15 protein-coding genes are annotated in these 17,281 nt (G+C 40.0%); 1 reads left to right on the forward strand and 14 read right to left on the reverse strand.

Features of this window, described 5'->3' with window-relative positions:
- Positions 1-4: 4 nt before the first annotated feature.
- From OVN23_RS00370 to gyrA, 13 genes are all read right to left on the reverse strand, one after another.
- A complete protein-coding gene (locus tag OVN23_RS00370) occupies positions 5-436 on the reverse strand; it encodes an arginine repressor (protein ID WP_020900686.1) in 432 nt (143 codons plus the stop codon).
- The gene (locus OVN23_RS00375) at positions 429-1,244 is read right to left on the reverse strand and encodes a TlyA family RNA methyltransferase (RefSeq protein ID WP_267240081.1); all 816 of its coding nucleotides are present in this window, start codon (positions 1,242-1,244) and stop codon (positions 429-431) included. The genes OVN23_RS00370 and OVN23_RS00375 overlap by 8 nt, the downstream gene beginning before the upstream one ends.
- Positions 1,237-2,112, reverse strand: coding sequence for a polyprenyl synthetase family protein (locus OVN23_RS00380; RefSeq protein ID WP_267240082.1), 876 nt, complete (start codon positions 2,110-2,112; stop codon positions 1,237-1,239). The genes OVN23_RS00375 and OVN23_RS00380 overlap by 8 nt, the downstream gene beginning before the upstream one ends.
- Positions 2,109-2,321: an exodeoxyribonuclease VII small subunit gene (locus OVN23_RS00385; RefSeq protein ID WP_000043226.1), complete on the reverse strand. Its 213-nt coding sequence runs from the start codon at positions 2,319-2,321 to the stop codon at positions 2,109-2,111. Before OVN23_RS00385 ends, OVN23_RS00380 begins: the two co-directional genes overlap by 4 nt.
- A complete protein-coding gene (xseA, locus tag OVN23_RS00390) occupies positions 2,299-3,639 on the reverse strand; it encodes an exodeoxyribonuclease VII large subunit (RefSeq protein WP_267240085.1) in 1,341 nt (446 codons plus the stop codon). The genes OVN23_RS00385 and xseA overlap by 23 nt, the downstream gene beginning before the upstream one ends.
- A 239-nt stretch (positions 3,640-3,878) precedes the next feature.
- The gene (locus OVN23_RS00395; protein WP_267240086.1) at positions 3,879-6,326 is read right to left on the reverse strand and encodes a GbpC/Spa domain-containing protein; all 2,448 of its coding nucleotides are present in this window, start codon (positions 6,324-6,326) and stop codon (positions 3,879-3,881) included.
- Positions 6,327-6,436: 110 nt separating this feature from the next.
- The gene (udk, locus tag OVN23_RS00400) at positions 6,437-7,075 is read right to left on the reverse strand and encodes a uridine kinase (protein ID WP_102210182.1); all 639 of its coding nucleotides are present in this window, start codon (positions 7,073-7,075) and stop codon (positions 6,437-6,439) included.
- A 111-nt stretch (positions 7,076-7,186) separates the two neighbouring features.
- On the reverse strand, positions 7,187-8,065 hold the full coding sequence (truB, locus tag OVN23_RS00405) for a tRNA pseudouridine(55) synthase TruB (RefSeq protein ID WP_267240138.1): 879 nt from the start codon (positions 8,063-8,065) through the stop codon (positions 7,187-7,189).
- Between the two features lie 11 nt (positions 8,066-8,076).
- On the reverse strand, positions 8,077-9,351 hold the full coding sequence (locus OVN23_RS00410) for a DUF2130 domain-containing protein (protein WP_267240087.1): 1,275 nt from the start codon (positions 9,349-9,351) through the stop codon (positions 8,077-8,079).
- A gap of 95 nt (positions 9,352-9,446) precedes the next feature.
- Entirely contained in the window at positions 9,447-10,727 is a 1,281-nt protein-coding gene (locus tag OVN23_RS00415) for an O-acetylhomoserine aminocarboxypropyltransferase/cysteine synthase family protein (protein WP_267240088.1), read from the reverse strand.
- Between the two features lie 146 nt (positions 10,728-10,873).
- Positions 10,874-11,671: a formate/nitrite transporter family protein gene (locus OVN23_RS00420; RefSeq protein ID WP_267240090.1), complete on the reverse strand. Its 798-nt coding sequence runs from the start codon at positions 11,669-11,671 to the stop codon at positions 10,874-10,876.
- Between the two features lie 138 nt (positions 11,672-11,809).
- Positions 11,810-12,553: a sortase SrtA gene (srtA, locus tag OVN23_RS00425; RefSeq protein WP_130886013.1), complete on the reverse strand. Its 744-nt coding sequence runs from the start codon at positions 12,551-12,553 to the stop codon at positions 11,810-11,812.
- Entirely contained in the window at positions 12,553-15,021 is a 2,469-nt protein-coding gene (gyrA, locus tag OVN23_RS00430; RefSeq protein WP_267240091.1) for a DNA gyrase subunit A, read from the reverse strand. Before gyrA ends, srtA begins: the two co-directional genes overlap by 1 nt.
- A gap of 193 nt (positions 15,022-15,214) precedes the next feature.
- Here gyrA and OVN23_RS00435 point away from each other — a divergent pair, with 193 nt between their 5' ends.
- Positions 15,215-16,201 carry an L-lactate dehydrogenase gene (locus OVN23_RS00435; RefSeq protein WP_000204727.1) on the forward strand — a complete coding sequence of 329 codons (987 nt, stop codon included), beginning with the start codon at positions 15,215-15,217 and terminating at the stop codon, positions 16,199-16,201.
- Between the two features lie 259 nt (positions 16,202-16,460).
- On the opposite strand, the gene OVN23_RS00440 is transcribed toward OVN23_RS00435, so the two are convergent.
- Positions 16,461-17,234: a potassium channel family protein gene (locus OVN23_RS00440; protein ID WP_267240127.1), complete on the reverse strand. Its 774-nt coding sequence runs from the start codon at positions 17,232-17,234 to the stop codon at positions 16,461-16,463.
- Positions 17,235-17,281: the final 47 nt, after the last annotated feature.

Genomic DNA, 17,281 nt, shown 5'->3' on the forward strand with positions numbered 1-17,281 from the left:
AGACCTACCAATTTTTTACTTGTTCAAAGATTTCCTCAGCTAGACTTTCACTTCTGGCAATGACTAAAATCGAACTATCATCAGCTAAACAGCTGAAAATCTTGTCCGCAAAAGTCTCAATTAACTGAGCTTTTACAAAAGCTGTATTTCCTGGAATCACTTGGAGATTGATCATCTTGTCCATCAATTCAGCTGACTCAATATTATCTTCAGCCAGTTGCAAACTTTTCACGATTGATTTTGGTAATTCGTAGACATAGGTGTTGTCTCTCAAAGGAATTTTGACAATACCTAATTCTTTAATATCTCGGGATACAGTTGCCTGAGTGGCCGTGATGCCCGCCTCTTTCAAATGTTCTACGATTTCTTCTTGCGTACCGATTTGATAATCTGTCACAAATCTTCTAATTTTTTCAAGTCTCTCTTTTTTATTCATTTTTAAATTGACTATGCGCCCTCTCTACTACTTCTTCAATCTCAGCAAGAACCTGATTGCTTGCTGACTCTTCTTTTTTCAAATACGTTAAAAACTCAATATTTCCATGTCCACCTTGGATGGGAGAAAAGTCCAATCCAAGGACTGAAAAGCCTTCCTCTACTGCCATAGCTGTGACAGATTCAAGGACATTCTGGTGCACCTTGGCATCGCGAATGATTCCATTTTTCCCAATCTGCTCACGACCTGCCTCAAACTGAGGCTTAACCAGAGCCACGACCTGACCTTGATTAGCCAACACACGGTGCAAGGCCGGAAGAATCAGACTTAGGGAAATAAAACTCACATCAATACTGGCAAAGCTCGGTTCCTGCTCGAAATCAGTCTTTTCAGCATAGCGGAAATTGAACTGCTCCATGCTAACAACCCGTGGGTCTTGGCGTAATTTCCAAGCCAACTGATTGGTACCAACATCGACTGCATAAACTAACTCAGCACCATTTTGTAACATGACATCGGTAAAGCCTCCAGTAGAGGCACCGATATCAATTGTTGTAGCTCCATCCACTGACAAATCAAAGACCTGCAAGGCCTTTTCCAGTTTCAAGCCACCACGACTAACATATTTGAGTTTTTCACCCTTGAGTTTTAGCTCGGTGTCATCTGGAATTTTCTCTCCTGGCTTGTCGAACCGTTCTCCATTAAGGACTGCTACGACTAGGCCAGCCATCACACCACGCTTGGCTTGTTCTCTCGTGTCAAACAAGCCCTGTTTATAAGCTAGTACATCCACTCTTTCCTTAGCCATTGATTCTCAAACTTTCTACTACACTTACAATCGATTCTATTTCAAAGGGAACCTGCTGGGCAATTTCTTCTAATTTGGCATTGGCTTGATCCAAAGTTTGATTGCAAAAGTCAATAGCCTCTTCCAAGCCTAACAAGGCTGGGTAGGTTGACTTTTCAGCCTGCAAGTCCTTTTGCGGTGTCTTACCGATTTCCTCAAAACTGGCGGTCACATCTAACACATCATCTCGAACTTGAAAAGCAAGTCCAATCAATTCACCAACAGTTTTAAGTTTTGCCTGCATCTCAGGTGCCAATTCGGCTATAATAGCAGCCGCTTGAAAGGGATAGGCTAGTAGTTTCCCAGTCTTATTAGCATGAATGATCTGGAGTTCTTCCAAAGACAAATGTTGGCGTTCTCCCTCCATATCCAAAACTTGCCCTGCTACCATGCCTAGACTTCCTGAAGCAAGAGATAAGTTGGCAATCAAGTCCACCTTAATCTGACTTGGCAAATCTGCCTGCGCTATCAAGGCGTAAGGATCTAGGAATAAAGCATCTCCAGCCAAAATTGCCATTGCTTCGCCAAATTTCTTATGATTGGTCAAACGCCCTCGACGGTAATCATCATCATCCATAGCAGGAAGGTCATCGTGAATCAAGCTACCTGTATGAATCATTTCCAAGGCCGCAGCTACCTGCGCGTGAGCAGGTTTAATAGCAACCTTCAAGGCTTCCAGAACTTCTAACAAGAGAAAAGGTCGAATACGCTTGCCACCAGCATAAATGGAATAGAGAACAGACTCTCGCAAACTAGAGGCAAACTGCTGGTCTCCATAAAAATCTTCCAAGGCTGACTCGACAAGAGCTAATTTTTCTTGCTTCTTCATTCAAAATCACTTTCTGTTCCGTCTTCTTGCATAACCTTGACCAAGGTCTTTTCAGCCTTGTCCAGCGTCGCTTGGAGCTCTTTTGACAAGACCATCCCCTTTTGAAAGGCAGCAATCGCATCTTCCAGAGCAATTTCACCATTTTCCAAACTTTGGACAATGGTTTCCAGTTCTGCTAGATTTTCCTCAAATTTCTTTTGTTTTGACATCTTTAACCTCTAATTCTACTCGACCATCTCGCATCAAAAGCGTCACTTGGTCTGTTTTCTTTAAATTCTCAACCGAATCAACTACGGACTCTTCTTTTTTGACAATAGCATAGCCACGCGCCACGATTCGACTGGTATCCAACATCAACAAGGCTTCTGAAAGTCGCTTGACTTCAGCAACCTTGGCATCATAAACCAAAGCCATTTGGCTACGTAGGAGCTTGTCTAACTGACCTAGACGGTCTTGATAACGTTGGATTTTGGTAACAGGTGATAATTGTACCAGTCGATGCGTCCTTGCTTGTACTATCTGTTTGTTATCAGAAATCCGTGTTCGCAAATTTTGTTTTAAGCGCAGTTGCAGTTGATCCAAGCGTTGCATATAGCCATCATACAAACGCTCTGGCTGTCTAAAGATAACAGACTGACTGCATTTTTTCAAAGCTTCTTGTTTCTTAGATAGGACATTTCGCACTGCCGTTGCCATCCGTTTTTCCTGATTTTGCAAATGAGCTAATAGATCCAACTTGGTCACAGGTGTTGCTAGTTCAGCAGCAGCCGTTGGTGTCGCAGCGCGGCGATCTGCCACAAAATCTGCCAAGGTCACATCCGTCTCATGCCCCACACTAGAGATAACTGGCAAGCGAGATTCAAAAATAGCCCGTACCACAATCTCTTCGTTAAAGGCCCAGAGATCCTCGATGGAACCACCACCACGACCAATAATCAGCAAATCCAAATCGTCACGTTGATTGGCACGCGCAATATTTCGAGCAATTTCCTCCGCAGCCCCTTCACCTTGAACCTTGGTCGGATAGAGAAGAATGTCAACACCTGAAAATCGCCTGCTGACGGTCGTGATAATATCTCGAATCACGGCTCCACTGCGACTGGTCACTACACCAATTCTCTTAGAAAATTGGGGCAGAGGTTGCTTGAAACGTTCTTGAAACAGGCCTTCTTCCGTCAATTTTTTCTTGAGTTGTTCAAACTGAATCGCAAGTGCACCAACTCCATCAGGCTCTGCCTTTTCAATGATGATGGAGTAGCTACCACTTGGTTCATAGACCTGTACACGCCCAATTACATTGATCTTCATCCCTTCTTCAAGGTCGAAACCTAATTTCTGATAAATCCCAGACCAGATGGTCGCTTGAATAACTGCATGGTCATCTTTTAGGGAGAAATATTGGTGAGTAGGTCGTTTACGAAAGTTGGAAACTTGACCAGTTAAATAGACCCGTTCCAAGTAAGGGTCTTTATCGAATTTCATTTTCAGATACTTGGTCAAAGTTGTTACCGATAAATACTTTTCCATCTCCACCTACTATTCATTTTCTTGCTCTTTCATGGGTATTATTATACCAAAAATATGCCTAAAAATCTTCATTTATGTACCATTATGAGGGAAAAATAAATAATAGGTTTACAACAAATATCTGACAGCTTATGGCATAAGAAAACGAGTATCTCCAATTACGGATATACTCGTTTTTTTGATATTTTAAAAGTGAACTTTTGCCTTCTGCTTAAATCTTTTCGACAAAACCTTGATAACTATTTGTTACTTTCATCTTTACGTTTAGTAAACACAAAGAATGATGCTAAAGTTGTTAATAACCCAACCACAGTCATACTCATGTCCGACGCACTCCCCGTACGTGGCAATGTTGGTTTTTCCTCTTTTGGTGGCTCAACTTGTTTCGTTGGTGTCTCCACTTTTGGTGGCTCAACAGGTTCTGTTGGTTTCTCCACTTTTGGCGGTTCCACTGGTTCTGTTGGTTTTTCCTCTTTTGGTGGTTCCACTGGTTTTGCTGGTTTCTCCACTTTTGGCGGTTCAACAGGTTTTACTGGTGTCTCCACTTTTGGTGGCTCCACTGGTCTCGTTGGTGGCGTTGGTTCTTTCAAGTCAGGCTTAACCGGTGGGGTTGGAGCTTTTGGTTCTTTCAAGTCAGGTTTCACTGGTTTTTCTTTATCGAACTTGTTTGGTTCTTTTGGAGCAACTCCTAATGGTGTTGGTTCTTTAAGTTCTGGTTGTTTTGGTTCAATCGGTGGAGTTGGTGGCGTTGGTTTTGGTGTTTCAACCAATTCTAATTTCGGTTTCACTTCAATATATTCGTCAACGATAGCCGTGTTGATTCCGAATAATTGAGTGAATGGGACAGTTGCACCAAATTCCAAATAGAAGCCATCTTCTGTCACTTTTATAACACCTGCACCTTTGTATTTGTAAGGTGATTCTTGGTTATCCCATACCGGGTTTCCACTGTTAATTTCATCTAATGTTTTATCGGCATAAAATCCATCATCATGTTTATAGACAAAAGATTCATTCAATTTGATAAATGAAGCATTATGAATAGCATACACAATTTCACGATAAGTACTAGGCCATGTATTCACATTGGATCCATATTTGTTAGTCATATAATCTTTGACTTTTTTGAAACCATCTTTTTTGTACTCTTCTTCATCTTTTACGTATGCTGTTTTCAATTCTGCTTTTTTTGTATTCCACTCTTGACGTTTGGAAGGGTCACTCAATAATCCGCCGGGTTTTGATGCTGTTTCGAGATCTACGTTATACAGTTTCTTAAATTCGTCATTTAAGTATTCGTCATAAACTCCTGATTTCCCATAGAATTCCTTAAACATATCCTTATTGTCTGCGAAATAATACGAATTGTCACTATAACCATGCCATCCTGTATTCATAGAACTCACTGCAAACATAACTGGTTTTTCTTTTGTTGGAATCACTTTCGTTCCATCTTCAAGATATAGAGTTGGTTTCATACGAACTCTTGTACTATATCCATGTTTTCTGAAATCACCATAGATTGATACTGAAATAGTTGGATCGTAGGCAGGAGAAATTTGCATTGTATCAACAGAACTACCAGTATCTAAGACAGTGTATTCATAATCAATACGTGTGACTTTTTTCTTATCGTATGTGGTGTTCTCTAAGTTTGTGTAAGTCACGGTAAACGGTCTATCTTTTTTGGCAATGACAGGATATGTGGTGATATGTGGGTCTTTGCCGTATTCTCGATAACCTGTTACTGTTTCATCCCATCGTTTGATGATCTTATCTGTCAAATTATTTTTTGCTAATGCTTCATCTGATAATTGGTCGCTACTCAACTTTTTATGATTTAGTTTCCAAAAACTTCCGTCTTTCTGAGTATATTTCAACATTGCTAAAGCACCAGTATCACCAGTATCTTTAACTTCTATGCTGATTTTAGCATTTGGTTCTTTAACGAAAATCAAATAGTTTTTTTCTTCGCTTGCAAAACGACCTGGTTTCTTCGATTCTTCTTCGAATTTTTTCAATTTTTCGTTATATTCTGCTCTACGTTTATCGTTTTCAATTTTATCAGCAGCTTCATTAGATTTAACTTGTTTATTGTATTCTGCAAGTTTTGTATTGTATGTTGCGAGTTTAGCGTCATAATCAGCTTTGGCCATATTATAGTCAGTTTGAGCTTTGTCATAGGCCGCTTTATCTTTTTCATATTGTGCTTTTTTAGCATCCCACTCAGCTTTAAGTTTTTCGTATTCAGCTTTTACCTTGTCCGCCTCAGCTTTTTGTTTATTGTATTCCGAAAGGTCCCTTTCGTATTTTGTAAGTGTCTCTTTGTTTGCAGCTAACACTTTGTCATATTCAGCTTTTGCTTTTTCATAGGCTGCTTTATCAGCTTCATATTTGGTAGTAAGTTCTTTATTTGCTAAAACAGCTCTATCGTACTCAGCCTTGTCCGCTTCATATTTAGCCACACTTTCATTGTAGGCTTTAAGTTCTGCTTCATATGCTTTCTTATCTAATTCATATTTTGTTGTTTCTGCCTTATACGTAGTTAAAGCCTTGCCATAACTATCAAACTCGTTTTGTTGAATGTTTGAAGATTGGTCAGAAGCTTCAACTGTATGCACCCCAAATAAGATAGCAGAAGTTAAGCATGCGCTTGCTAATCCAAATTTTACTGAGTTTTTATTCATATTACTCACTCTTTCTTAGAACGATTTAGAGAAAACTTAGTTTCTTTTGATTATTTATTTTCCAAACTTAATACATATACAATAAATTTACTTAAATCTAATTCATCTGTTTATTTGCTGTTTCGAGCTTCTTCCAAAATCTTTGCAATCTTGGTTGTCAAAAGATCGATAGCAACTGTATTGCTGACTCCCTCAGGAATGACAATATCAGCATAACGCTTGGTTGGCTCGATAAACTGATGATACATGGGTTTGACCACACCTAAGTACTGGTCAATAACGCTATCAAGGCTACGGCCACGCTCTTCCATATCACGCTTGATACGACGAATAATGCGCACATCATCATCCGTATCCACAAAAATCTTGATATCCATCAAATCGCGCAGACGCTTGTCCTCCAAGACCAAAATCCCCTCAACAATAAAGACATCTTGAGGCTCCTGACGATAGGTCTTGTTACTTCGTGTATGCTCTGTATAGTCATAAGTCGGGATGTCCACCGGACGCCCTGCCAACAATTCCTTAATCTGCTCAATCATCAAGTCTGTATCAAAGGCAAAAGGATGGTCGTAGTTGGTTTTGACACGCTCTTCAAAGGTCAAATGAGACTGATCCTTGTAGTATGAATCGTGCTCAATCATGGAAATCTTTTCATCAGGAAAATGCGATAAAATGGCTCTTGAAACACTGGTCTTACCGCCACCAGAACCACCTGTAACCCCGATAATGATTGGTCTATTTTGCATGCTATCCTCCGTTTTTTTATCCGTCGTCTATTCTATCACATTTTTAGCAAAATTTGTAGTCTGGTTTGTATAGTCTAGGGAAAACAATTCCATCCCCACACTCCAGTTAGACTAGTTAAAAACCTTCCTTGGCTTATAGAGATTGCCCCGTTTTTCTAGAACGGCTAGCAATTTATCATCTTCAAAGGCAGCCAATTCTTGTTCTGTTTGTTCGAGTTCGATAAAACGACCAAAGCGCACTTCTGTAGCATCTTCTGGACTTAGGAAAACTTTGACAAGGTCCCCTGTCCCAATCTCTATAGGATGGAGAAAGTCCAGTTGACCAGCCTCTACTCTTTCAGCAATTTCTTCCAAGGTAAGAGCATCTTCTAGCTGCAAACCCGCTGCACTTGTTCGTGTTAAGTGAGACATATGAGCCGCATAGCCAAGTTTTTCTCCAAAGTCAACTGATAAGGTACGGATATAAGTCCCCTTGCTACATTTCACACGAAAAGTAAAACGTGCCAAATGACCCTCATAAGAAATCGGACTTGTCCGCTCAAATTGATAAATGGTCACCTGACGTTCTGGACGCTCCACTTCCTGACCAGCACGCGCATACTCATAGAGCTTGCGACCATTGACCTTGACAGCCGAATACATAGGTGGAATCTGGGTAATAGTCCCAGTCAAACTAGCGATTGCTTCATCAACAAGCTTTTCATCCAAGGGCGATAAAACAGGTGTCTCTGCGACCACTTCCCCACTAGCATCCTCTGTCGTCGTTGAATAGCCAAGAGTGATTTCCCCCTCATAGACCTTGCCCTCATCCTGCATGAACTCGACCATGCGTGTCGCCTTGCCAACCGCAATAGGCAAAACGCCCACTACATCCGGATCCAAGGTCCCACCATGACCAATTTTCTTGGTTCCCAAAATCTTACGCAGTTTAAAAACCGCATCATGCGAGGTCATCCCCGCTTCTTTTTTTAAGTTGATAATACCGTTCATATCTTGTTTTCTCACTCCCCCTTCAGCGCTTCAAACTTCGCTTTCATGGTTGGATTTTTTCGAGTTAGTTTTTTTACTGAAACGTCTTCCAATTTATTGTTTGCGAGACGGAGTTGGTTTTCAGATGTGGTTAGGAATTTCTTAACCTCTTCCATACGTTTGATAGCCTTGTCGATTTCATCGATAGCTTTACCAAAGTTGGTCGAAGCTGAGTTGTAGTTCTTGGCAAAGGCCTGTTTAAAGGCATCCAAGTCTTCTTCAAAATGTGTGATGTCAATATTTTGCTCACGCACCAAAGCCAACTCTTGCTTGTATTTTAGTGAACTAAGAGCCGCATTACGCAAGAGCCCAATCAATTGGATAAAGAATTGAGGACGGACCACATACATCTTTTCATACTCGTGGCTGACGTCAACAATCCCTGTGTTAAAGTAATCATTATCCGCCTCAAGCATGGTCACCAAAACGGCATATTCACAGTTCTTTTCACGACGATCCTTGTCCAATTCCTTGTAAAAATCTGCATTCTTGTGCTTTTTCTCTGTTCCGTCAGCTTCATTCTTCATCTCAAACATAATGGAGATAATCTCTACCCCATTTTCATCACACTCACGGAAGATAAAGTCCCCCTTAGACCCACGCGAAGAAACCTTGTTATCCTTTTCAAAGTAAGCATTTGGAAAGGCAAAACTACGGACCTTGTTAAACTCACTTTCCGCATACTGTTCCAGACTTTCCCCGATGGCTTTTGTAGATTGTTGGGCTTTGAAATTCTTGTAAAATTCGACTTGTTCACTGGCTGCTTTGAGTTGAGCTTCGTAGTTTTGCTTAACTGAAGCAAGAGAAAGCTCGTTTTCCTTTTCTTGCAGAAGGAGCTGATTTTTGACCTGATCCCGTTCTTTTTCTAGGTCAGAAAGAGTCTTTTGCAGTTGATTTTCATGCTCCAAACGCAAGGTTGCCAATTGGTTTTCCAAGGCCTGTACTTCCTTGTCCTTAGCCAATAAGGCCTGATGGCTTGTCTGTTCAACCTCTTTCTTGGCCAATTCTTTTTCTGTATCAAAGTTTTGGATTTGACTCTGCAATTGAGCAATTTCTTGGTCTTTTTGAGCTAGTTTAGACTGTTGTTCATTCATGGCCTTTTGCTCAGCCAAGGCCAGTTCCTGCTTCATCCTATCGTGTAGTTCCTTATCAAACTCTGCTGTTCTCACTTGAGACAAAAGTTCGGCATACTGACTTTCATTTACTGTAAAGACTTCCCCACAGTTGGGGCATTTGATTTCGTTCATAACGTTCCTCTTTCTAGGCTTCTGTAACCATTATATCATGCCTGAGGAAAAATCAAAAACAGCGAGTCGAAACCCACTGTTTATCTTCTTTTACTTTAAATTTTTTCCAAGGCCAAGCGCAAGTCTTCAATCAAATCATCTACATTTTCAAGTCCGATAGACAAACGGATTTGGTTTGGTGTGACACCTGCTGCTTCAAGATCTTTTTCTGACAACTGACCGTGAGTGGTTGTAGCTGGGTGAACAACAAGAGACTTGGCATCTGCCACGTTTGCTAGGTCAGAAAAGATTTCTAAATGATCAATTACCTTGCGTGCTTCTGCCTCCCCACCTTTGACATGGAAGGTAAAGATTGAGCCCACACCTTTTGGCAAATATTTCTCAGCCAAAGCATGGTAAGGACTATCAGCAAGTTTTGGATAGTTGACTTTTTCTACCTTAGGATGGTTGACAAGGAAATCAACAATTTTCTCTGCATTTTGCACATGGCGTTCCACACGAAGAGAGAGGGTCTCAAGTCCTTGTAGTAACAAGAATGCATTAAATGGGGACAAGGCTGCACCTGTATCACGGAGCAATTGAACACGGACAGCTATAATAAAGGCAGCTGCACCCACATCACGAGTATAGCTCAAATTGTGATAGCTTGGGTCTTCCTCAACAAATTGAGGGAATTTCCCTGAAACCGCCCAGTCAAAACGACCACTATCGACAATAACGCCACCAATAGTCGTACCATGCCCACCGATAAACTTAGTCGCAGAGTGAATGGCAATATCAACACCGTGAGAAAAGACGTTAATCAAATATGGTGTAGCAAAAGTGTTGTCCGAAACGAGTGGAATCTGGTGTTTATGCGCAATCTCAGCCAATTTTTCCAAGTCAGGAATGTTAATCAAGGGATTGCCCAAGGTTTCAATTAAGACAAGCTTGGTATTGTCTTTGATCGCTGCTTCTACTTCCTCCAAATTATCCACATCGACAAAGGTTGTTGTGATCCCATAACGAGGAAGGGTTTCTTTCAAGAGATTGAAAGTCCCACCGTAAATAGTTGATGCTGCTACAACATGGTCACCAGCATGGGCAAGGGCCAAAATCGTATAAGTCACTGCGGCCATACCTGATGCTGTTGCAAGAGCTCCAACACCACCTTCAAGGGCAGCAATTCTTTCTTCAAAGGCAGCCGTTGTAGGATTTGTAATACGAGTATAGATATTACCTGGTTTTCTCAAGGCAAACAAATCGGCACCTTCCTGCGTGTCATCAAAAACAAAGGATGTAGTCTGATAAATCGGTACTGCACGAGACTTGGTAGCTGGATCCACAACTTGACCAGCATGCAATTGTAATGTTTCAAATTTAAAATCACGAGTCATAAAACGACCTCCAAATAGTTTGATTAAGGATATTGTAGCACTATCAACCTATCTTGACTAATACCTCTTTTTTATATTTTGATATAAGGAGTGGCTATTACTTCTTACGAAATCGAAAAAAGCACGACTCAATCGTGCTCATTTTCTTAATCTACATAAGTATCTTCGTTTTTATTGAGGAAGGCATATGGAAGACCCATCAAGAGGCCACCTCCTATAAAGTTTCCGATGAAGGTTACACCCCAGTGGCGAAGCATATTTCCAACACCGAAGTTAGCAATTGAGTCAGCAGCAACACTGAATTTTACAATCGCGAAAGAAGCAAAGTTCGCAGCAATGTGCTCGTTTGTTAAGAATACAAACATGTAAATCGCTGACAATACAAGCCAAAGTTTGGCACCACCATCTTTGACCAAAACAAATGAAAGAATCGCAATATTTACGAAAATATTTGCCAAAATCGCCTCAAGCAAGATCAATTCATTTGAACGGCCTAACTTCATCTCAACAACACCTGAAATAAAGCTATCGTGAGTCAGATGTGCATAAGCTGCTGAGTGGGCAAAGCCCCAACCTGCTATCAAAGCTCCGATAAGATTGAACAAGGTACAGTAAAGTAAAATCTCAGCTGTTTTTCTCCAAGAGATTTTTTTCAAGAAACTACCAGCAGTCAAGAACATCATGTTTGATGTTACCAACTCGGCATTCAAGAAAACAATATAGGCCAATCCCCAAGCAAAGACAAAGGGGAATAGGAAACGTCCACTACCTGGTGCAATTTTATTAATCAAATCAGCCCCAACTGCACCAGCAGCTGTACTGAAGGTTAAAAATGCACCTGCGAACATAGAACGAATCGCATACTTAAGTTTGCTTTGACTATAAAGACTTTCTTTCTTCTTGCAAGCAAATTCAATCTTTGAGATAAATTCTGAAGAAACCATAATAAACTCCTAAATCTTTTTTCTTGATAATTATATCACAAACTTTAGAATTAAGGAAGCGTTTTCTGTATTTCATAACAGTTTATTTTTATGAAAATCTTAAAAAATCAGTGAAATCATGGATTTCACTGATTTGTATTAATAAAATTGTTTATATGGTTGATTAAAAGCTGTTAGGATTTCATCAGATGTTTGTGAATAATCTTTTGTTTCTTTCAAATCGCCTTTTACAATAATACGTTCTGTAGCAGCAAGGTCTTCACAGGTTACTAATGTGATTTCATTGACCCCATCTCTATCATCAACTTCATCAACACGATCCGGTGTCACACGTTTGACTTCACGGATTTCATAGGTATAAACTTTATTTTTATCGGTTAGATAAATCTTCATACCATTTTTAGCATTATCTAAAGGAGAAAATAACATTTTATTAGCATTATCAACACCAAAGATATGGTGACTAGCTAGACTATAATTTCCTTCTCCCATTACTTGCTCGCGTTTCATTGTACCAGCACCATAGAAGAGATTAACATTATCAAGTCCTTTAAAAATCGGCAAATTCATTTCCAATTCAGGAATTGCAATTCCCCCAATAACTGGTAATTTTTGAGCATCCCATTGAGAAGCTAGAACAGCTTCCGAAGAAATCGCTTTGACCGAATCAAAATCAAAATTTCCTTCTGTATCCTGATTTTCTTCTATTTTTTCTTTTGATACCTGACTAACTTGATACTTATTGGTATTCCAGACCATGAAAATATTTCGAATTTGCGCATTAAAAATCAAAGCCAGTGACAGTACTATCAGAAATCCTGCTAGGATATTTGTCAGCAGATTTTTTCGTTTGTTTTTCTTTTTATTATTTTTTTGAGACATTATGCTTCACCTTCTGTTTCATTTTCTGTCCCAACTTCTTCTTTTTCTGCCGCTGCAACCGTTGTGAAGGTCACTATCTGAGCATCTTGATCCAGGCGCATTACTTTAACTCCCATAGTTGCGCGTCCTGTTTGTGAAATATTGGCAAGATTGGTTCGAATCATGACACCTGTATCAGTGATAATCATCAAATCCTCATCCCCTTGAACAGTCATAAGACCGGCCAGCAAGCCATTTTTTTCGGTAATTTTAGCTGTCTGTATTCCCTTACCACCACGACCTTTTGTTGGGTATTCAGTAGCAGCTGTACGCTTACCATATCCTTTTTCAGTAATGATAAGAACCTCATCTTGATCAGTAATTACGCTAGCACCAACTACTGTGTCTCCCTCACGGAGATTCACACCTTTCACACCTGTGGCGATACGACTCATGCCGCGAACGGCTGATTGATTAAAGCGAACTGCATAACCAAACTTGGTACCAATGATAATATCCGTCTCTTCTTCCGTCAACAAGACATTAATTAACTCATCTTCATCTTTAAGATTCAGTGCTTTAAGTCCATTTTGACGAATATTAGCAAATTCCTTAACGCTGGTTCTCTTCACAATACCATGACGGGTTGTAAAGAAGAGATAAGCATCATCACTGCGTTCAGACTCAACATTGATAATCGTCTGAATACTTTCGTCTTCATCCAATTTCAAGAGATTGACTACTGGTAGCCCTTTGGCAGTCCGACCATACTCAGGAATTTCATAACCTTTAAGACGATAGACACGTCCTTTATTTGTGAAGAAGAGCAGGTGATCATGGGTGCTAGTTGACACTAACTCACGAACAAAGTCATCATCTTTCACTCCCGTTCCTTGCACACCACGACCCCCACGTTTTTGAGCAGTGAACTCATCCTGATCCAAACGCTTAATGTAGCCTCTGTTAGAAAGGGTAATCAAGACATCCGATTCTTCAATCAAATCTTCATCTTCAAGACTCAAGACTTCACCGACCATCAACTCTGTACGGCGTTTATCGGAAAATTTACGTTTAACTTCATCTAATTCGTCTTTGATAATTTGAGAAACACGTTCAGGCTTAGCAAGAATATCCGCTAAGTCCGCAATCAGAGCCAAGAGGTCATCATACTCAGATTGAATCTTATCGCGTTCCAAACCTGTCAAACGACGAAGACGCATGTCTAGGATGGCCTGACTTTGACGTTCAGAAAGCTTAAACTTACTCATCAACTCAGCTTGTGCTTCCGCATCCGTTTCACTAGCACGAATGATACGAATCACTTCGTCGATATGGTCTAGCGCAATCAAGAGACCTTCTAAGATATGAGCGCGCGCTTCCGCTTTTTCCTTATCAAAACGTGTACGACGAACAACTACTTCTTTTTGGTGCTCGATATAAGCATCCAAAATCTGACGAAGAGACAAAATTTTCGGTATACCATTTTGGATAGCCAGCATATTGAAACCAAAGTTGGTTTGCATCTGGGTCATCTTGAAAAGATTATTGAGGATAACATTGGCTGACGCATCACGCTTGACTTCAATAACAAATCGAACACCCTCACGGTTTGACTCATCACGTACTGCTGTAATCCCCTCAATGCGTTTTTCCTGAACCAAGCGAACAATATGCTCGTGCACCTTGGTTTTATTGACCATGTAAGGAAATTCTGTTACAACGATGCGCTCACGGCCAGTCTTAGTTTCTTCGATTTCGGTACGAGAACGTAGGACAATCGAACCTTTACCTGTTTCATAAGCCTTGTGGATACCTGATTTCCCCATGACAAGGGCACCTGTTGGAAAATCTGGACCAGGCAAGACTTCCATCAATTCCTTGGTAGTCACTTCAGGATTATCCATGACCAACTTCACTGCATCAATGGTTTCACCTAGATTATGAGGTGGAATATTGGTTGCCATCCCAACAGCAATACCAGTTGCTCCATTAACCAAAAGGTTTGGAAAACGAGCTGGCAAAACCAAGGGTTCCCGTTCATTGGCATCATAGTTATCGACGAAATCAACCGTATTCTTATTGATATCTCGAAGCATTTCTAGAGCAATCTTGCTCATACGTGCCTCAGTGTAACGCTGGGCGGCAGCACCATCTCCATCCATGGAACCAAAGTTTCCATGCCCATCTACAAGCATGTAACGGTAGCTCCACCATTGAGCCATACGGACCATGGCTTCATAAATAGAGGAATCCCCGTGTGGGTGGTATTTACCCATGACATCCCCTGTAATACGAGCAGATTTTTTATGAGGTTTGTCTGGAGTAACACCCAATTCATTCATTCCGTAGAGAATGCGACGGTGAACAGGTTTCAAGCCATCTCGAACATCAGGAAGAGCCCGGGCTACGATAACACTCATGGCGTAATCGATAAAGCTCGTCTTCATCTCCTTTGTCAGATTGACATTCACTAAATTTTTATCCTGCATTAATAAATGCCTCATTTCACAATTAGTAAGTAACAACATTATACCATAAATTCCCATCTATTTCAGCCTCTAACCCACTAAAACGTTTACATTGAGAACTATAAGGCATATTCGTGACAAAGTTTTTTAAAAGTGATAGAATGAAGTTGTCTGGGGAAAATCCCCTAATAAAATTAAGGAGATGTTTAGAACAATGACTTCAACTAAACAACACAAAAAAGTTATCCTTGTCGGAGATGGTGCTGTAGGTTCATCTTACGCTTTTGCACTTGTTAACCAAGGAATTGCACAAGAGCTTGGAATTATCGAAATTCCACAATTGCATGAAAAAGCTGTTGGTGACGCGCTTGACCTTAGTCACGCCCTTGCCTTCACTTCACCTAAAAAAATCTATGCAGCTCAATACTCTGACTGTGCAGACGCTGACCTTGTTGTGATCACTGCAGGTGCGCCTCAAAAACCAGGTGAAACTCGTCTTGACCTTGTAGGTAAAAACCTTGCTATCAACAAATCAATCGTAACTCAAGTTGTTGAATCAGGTTTCAAAGGTATCTTCCTTGTTGCTGCTAACCCAGTTGACGTTTTGACTTACTCAACTTGGAAATTCTCTGGTTTCCCTAAAGAACGCGTTATCGGTTCAGGTACTTCACTTGACTCAGCTCGTTTCCGTCAAGCACTTGCTGAAAAATTGGATGTAGATGCTCGTTCAGTTCACGCTTACATCATGGGTGAACACGGTGACTCTGAGTTCGCTGTTTGGTCACACGCAAACATCGCTGGTGTAAACCTTGAAGAATTCCTTAAAGACACTCAAAATGTTCAAGAAGCTGAATTGATTGAATTGTTCGAAGGTGTTCGTGATGCAGCCTACACAATCATCAACAAAAAAGGTGCAACATACTACGGTATCGCAGTAGCCCTTGCTCGTATCACTAAAGCAATCCTTGACGATGAAAATGCAGTACTTCCACTTTCAGTATTCCAAGAAGGTCAATACGGAGTTGAGAACGTCTTTATCGGTCAACCAGCTGTTGTTGGTGCACATGGTATCGTTCGTCCAGTAAATATCCCATTGAACGACGCGGAAACTCAAAAAATGCAAGCATCTGCTAAAGAATTGCAAGCTATCATTGACGAAGCATGGAAAAACCCAGAATTCCAAGAAGCTTCTAAAAACTAATTTAGATAGAAATAACTCCTTGAGTACTCAGGGAGTTGTTTTTTTCTGTATTATAGTAGGTTGAAGTTGAAATAGCACCCCATTACTCTAAAACGTTGTTATAAAATGCTTTAAATTTCTAATTGATTTGTTCAGATTTGATTTCATTTCTCTATAAAACGCATAGTATCAAGTTTTTATACCTGATAATATGCGTTCTATTGTGTCAAAACTTACTTGATTTCTCCTCAACTCAAACTTTCTCTCATCTTTATTTTTATTATGTTTTTTCAAGCAAATCTTGTATCATCCGATGCAGTTCTTCGATTTTCTCAGATTGCTTCTCTAGTAATATTCTCTGACTAGATAATTCATGTTGAAGTTGATCAAGTTTTATCTGTTCATCTGGATTATCCTTTACAAAAAAGTTCGTCAAGGCACTTGTTAACATCCCTATTGTTCCAATACCGACAAGCATCAGTAAAACTGCTAGCCATTTCCCAAAAAGGGAAACTGGAACAATATCACCATAACCAACAGTAGTTACTGTCACAAGAGCCCACCAAAGACTATCTGAGAAGGATTTTTCTTCAACTACAGATAAAATTGAACTTCCTACTAGAACGATAAAAATATTAACATACAAGATATAAATCAGGCCATTTGTCCGTAAGAATCTACTAATTTTTCTTTCTAATTTACCTGTAAGTCCAATTATTCTAAGTAAACGAGTCAGTTTCAGTAATTTTGTCAGCCTTGCTAGGCGAAAGATACGTCCTAATCGAAAAACTGTGAAAATAGCATTTAAAGGGAGAATAGCCAATAAATCAAAAATATTTTCAAGAATAAAGCGCCATTTTCTTTTAGTAATAAAAAAGCGCCAACTATAATCAATTACAAAAACACCCCAAAGTAGTAAATCAATAATATTGTACGGAGGATTGTCCAAATCAATCATCTCAGAAAATCCAAGCAATACCAGAATAACAGAGATTAAAGCAAGTATGATAATCGTTGTATCATAGTAATCCTTAAATAACCATTTTCTTTTCACACTACTTCTCCTATGTCATTTTTAAACATTATACCACAACAAATATC

It is taken from the genome of Streptococcus sp. Marseille-Q6488 (genome assembly GCF_946902925.1).
Taxonomy (GTDB): Bacteria; Bacillota; Bacilli; order Lactobacillales; family Streptococcaceae; genus Streptococcus.